The sequence below is a fragment of the Roseiarcus sp. genome (assembly GCF_052145395.1).
Classification (GTDB): Bacteria; Pseudomonadota; Alphaproteobacteria; order Rhizobiales; family Beijerinckiaceae; genus Roseiarcus.
In genome coordinates, this window is the sequence record NZ_JBKQOT010000872.1 from 1 (window position 1) to 3,142 (window position 3,142).

3 protein-coding genes and 2 tRNA genes are annotated in these 3,142 nt (G+C 65.6%); all 5 read left to right on the forward strand.

From position 1 onward, the window contains the following. Nucleotides 1–1,047: S16 family serine protease (locus ACLP25_RS30270; RefSeq protein WP_442472796.1), on the forward strand; the 1,047-nt coding region annotated here is incomplete at its 5' end. Nucleotides 1,048–1,321: 274 nt separating this feature from the next. Further along, nucleotides 1,322–1,657, forward strand: a complete 336-nt coding sequence (locus ACLP25_RS30275; RefSeq protein ID WP_442472797.1) for an HU family DNA-binding protein — start codon at nt 1,322–1,324, stop codon at nt 1,655–1,657. 204 nt (nt 1,658–1,861) lie between these two features. Further along, a tRNA-Val gene (locus ACLP25_RS30280) sits at nt 1,862–1,937 on the forward strand. Between the two features lie 92 nt (nt 1,938–2,029). Then, the gene (locus tag ACLP25_RS30285; RefSeq protein WP_442472798.1) at nt 2,030–2,614 is read left to right on the forward strand and encodes a hypothetical protein; all 585 of its coding nucleotides are present in this window, start codon (nt 2,030–2,032) and stop codon (nt 2,612–2,614) included. Between the two features lie 94 nt (nt 2,615–2,708). Beyond that, nucleotides 2,709–2,785, forward strand: a tRNA-Asp gene (locus ACLP25_RS30290). The last annotated feature ends 357 nt before the right edge of the window (nt 2,786–3,142 follow it).

Below are 3,142 nucleotides of genomic sequence, written 5' to 3' on the forward strand. Positions count from 1 at the left end.
CATTACCTGGAGGTCGATTACGACCTGTCCAACGTGATGTTCGTCACGACCGCGAACACGCTCGACATCCCGCCGGCCCTCAAGGACCGCATGGAGATCATCCGGCTCGCCGGCTACACCGAGGACGAGAAGCTTGAGATCGCCAAGCGTCACCTTTTGCCGAACTCGATGGCCAAACACGGCCTCGACGCGAAGGAGTTTGAGGTCGAGGACAGCGGCGTCATGGAACTCGTGCGCCGGTACACGCGCGAGGCGGGGGTGCGCAATCTCGAGCGTGAGATCTCCAACCTCGCCCGCAAGGCGGTCAAGGAGATCCTGACGACGAAGAAGAAGCGAATCGTGGTCTCCGCGGAGAACGTCGCCGAGTTCCTTGGGCCACCGAAGTACCGCTTCGGCGAGATCGAGGCCGACGACCAGGTCGGTCTTGTGACCGGTCTCGCCTGGACCGAGGTCGGCGGCGAGCTTCTGACGGTCGAAGGCGTCATGATGCCCGGCAAGGGGCGGATGACTGTGACGGGCAACCTTAGAGACGTGATGAAGGAGTCGATCTCCGCGGCGGCGTCTTATGTGAGGTCCCGCTCGGTGGATTTCGGCATCGAGCCGCCGTTGTTCGACAAACGCGATATCCACGTCCACGTTCCCGAGGGCGCGACGCCCAAGGACGGGCCGTCGGCAGGCGTCGCCATGGCGACCGTGATCGTGTCTATGCTGGCCGGTATTCCGGTCCGCCGCGACATCGCGATGACTGGCGAGATCACGCTGCGAGGGCGGGTGCTGCCGATCGGCGGCCTGAAGGAGAAGCTGCTCGCCGCGCTTCGGGGCGGCATCAAGAAGGTGCTGATCCCGGAAGACAATGTGAAGGACTTGGTGGAGATCCCGAATTCGGTCAAGTCCGGGCTGGAGATCGTGCCGGTCTCCCGGATGGAGGAAGTGCTGAAGCACGCGCTCGTGCGCCAGCCCGCCCCGATCGTGTGGGAGGAAGAGGTCAAAGCGGTGTCGCCCGCGGCGCCGACCGAAGAGCCAGGGCAGGGGCTGATCGCTCACTGACGGGCGCGGGTCCCAAGGGCGCTGCCAGCCCGGGCGGAGAATGAGCGCCGCGAATCCGAGAGGATTCGCGGCGTTTTCGTTGTCAACCGCCCGTTTTCCGCCGGAAATCGCATCTTTTTTTGTGGCTGCTTTCTGCAAAGCCTTGCGCGCGTTGGGCAAAACGTGAGCAATGGGATGAACTCAGCCGTCGATTCGGGCAGGCGGCGCCGCTTTGGCGCCGTCCGACACGGGGCGAGCAGAGGGGAGCGCGCGGCGGCGCGAAACGCCGCGCAAGATGACGGCGCCCGCAAGAGACGCCGCGTTGGAACGGAGAGCCACGATGAACAAACTCGAACTCGTCGATCATATCGCGACGGAAGCTGAACTGACGAAGGTCGCCGCCGCCAAGGCGCTCGAGGCGGTGCTGGAGGGCATTGAGAAGACGCTCAAGAAGGGCGAAGAGGTCCGGCTGGTCGGCTTCGGCACCTTCTCGGTTCGCGAGCGCGCCGCAGGAAAGGGCCGCAATCCGGCGACCGGCAAGGAGATCAAGATTGCGGCGTCGAAGAACGCCCGATTCAAGCCCGGCGCGGCGCTCAAAGCCTCTCTCAACAAGAAGTCGAGCAAGAAGTAAACCGAAACGGCGCGCCTCCGGCTGGCGCGTGGCGACGCTGGCGTCCCTTGCGCGGCGGCGCACCGGCGCGATTCCACCGCCGACTCCGGGTGCGGGCCCGACGCTCGTTCGCCAGGCGGCGGTCCCGGAGGCGACCTCTGCTCGTTGCGACGGCCGCTTGGCGGCGCGCTCGCGAGTCTGTAGTCTAGCGCGCTACGGAAGGCGGGGCGGTTAGCTCAGTTGGCAGAGCATCTCGTTTACACCGAGAGGGTCGGCGGTTCGAGCCCGTCACCGCCCACCAGCCGTCGGCTGGGGAGGCTTGCCGCCTTCGGTTTGATCCTGGCGGCGTGCAGTGTCGCGCAGCCCGGTGCGGCGCGCGCCGATTCCAGGTCTATGACCTTCCGGGTCGAGTCGCTTGACGTCGGCCGTTGCGGCGCCCGCTGTCCGCACGTGATCGTCGCCGACGGCGTCATCGAGACCTCGACGCCGCAGGCTTTCATCGATTTCCTCAAGTCCGGCGCTGAAGACAAGACGCTCAAACGAATCGTATTCTTCAACTCGCGCGGCGGCAATGTGGTCGCCTCGATGGCGTTCGGCCATATTTTGCGCGAACTGCGGATCGCCGGCGTCGTCGGGCGCTTCCAATCCGACGGCGAGGCGGGGCCTTATATCGGCGAGTGCCTGTCCGCCTGCGTCTATGCGATGATGGGGGCGGTCCGCCGGGTTGCGCCGCCGGGCAGCGAGGTCGCCCTCCATCGCATGTCGATCGTCGAGACCGAGGGCGAGGGATGGTTCGGACAGCACACGAAGCGCAGTTTCGCAGACGCGCCGATGGTCGCGGTGCTCGCGCGTTATGCGCAGCATATGGGCGTCAACCCGGCGCTGGTGCGCGCGGCGGAATCGCTTCCCCCCGACACGATGCATGTGCTCACGCCTGAGGAAATGCGGCGCTGGTCGTTCGCGGTCGGCCAGTTCTGACGTCTGCGCCCGGATCGCTGATCGGGGAGGCGCAAAACGCCCGCGCGCATATTGACTTGCCGGCGCGACTGGCTTATCCCCCGCCGACCCTCGCGGGGGAGTAGCTCAGTTGGTTAGAGCGCCGGCCTGTCACGCCGGAGGTCGCGGGTTCAAGTCCCGTCTCTCTCGCCATTTTCTCCTTCAGATGTCTGTCGCAAACGCCCCGCCGCTGCGTCGTAAAAATCTGTCCGTTCATGTGTTTCATGGGTTCGAGGCGGCGCGCTCGCCTATGCGACTTGATGCTGATGCCCGCCTTTCGCCTTGCATGCGTCGCTGCGCTGCGATAGGCGTTCGGTCATGCAAGGGGACTGCGTCGATCCGGCGCAAGCGCCCGTCGCGCTTGTCCAAAACCGCGAGCCAGGCCGATGCCGAGCATCATTTCCGACTACCTTCCCCTGGTCGTTTTCGTCATCCTGGCCGCGCTGATCTGCGGCGCGCTGGCGGTCGCCCCCTTCCTCCTCGCCTTCAAGGCGCCGGATTCGGAGAAGC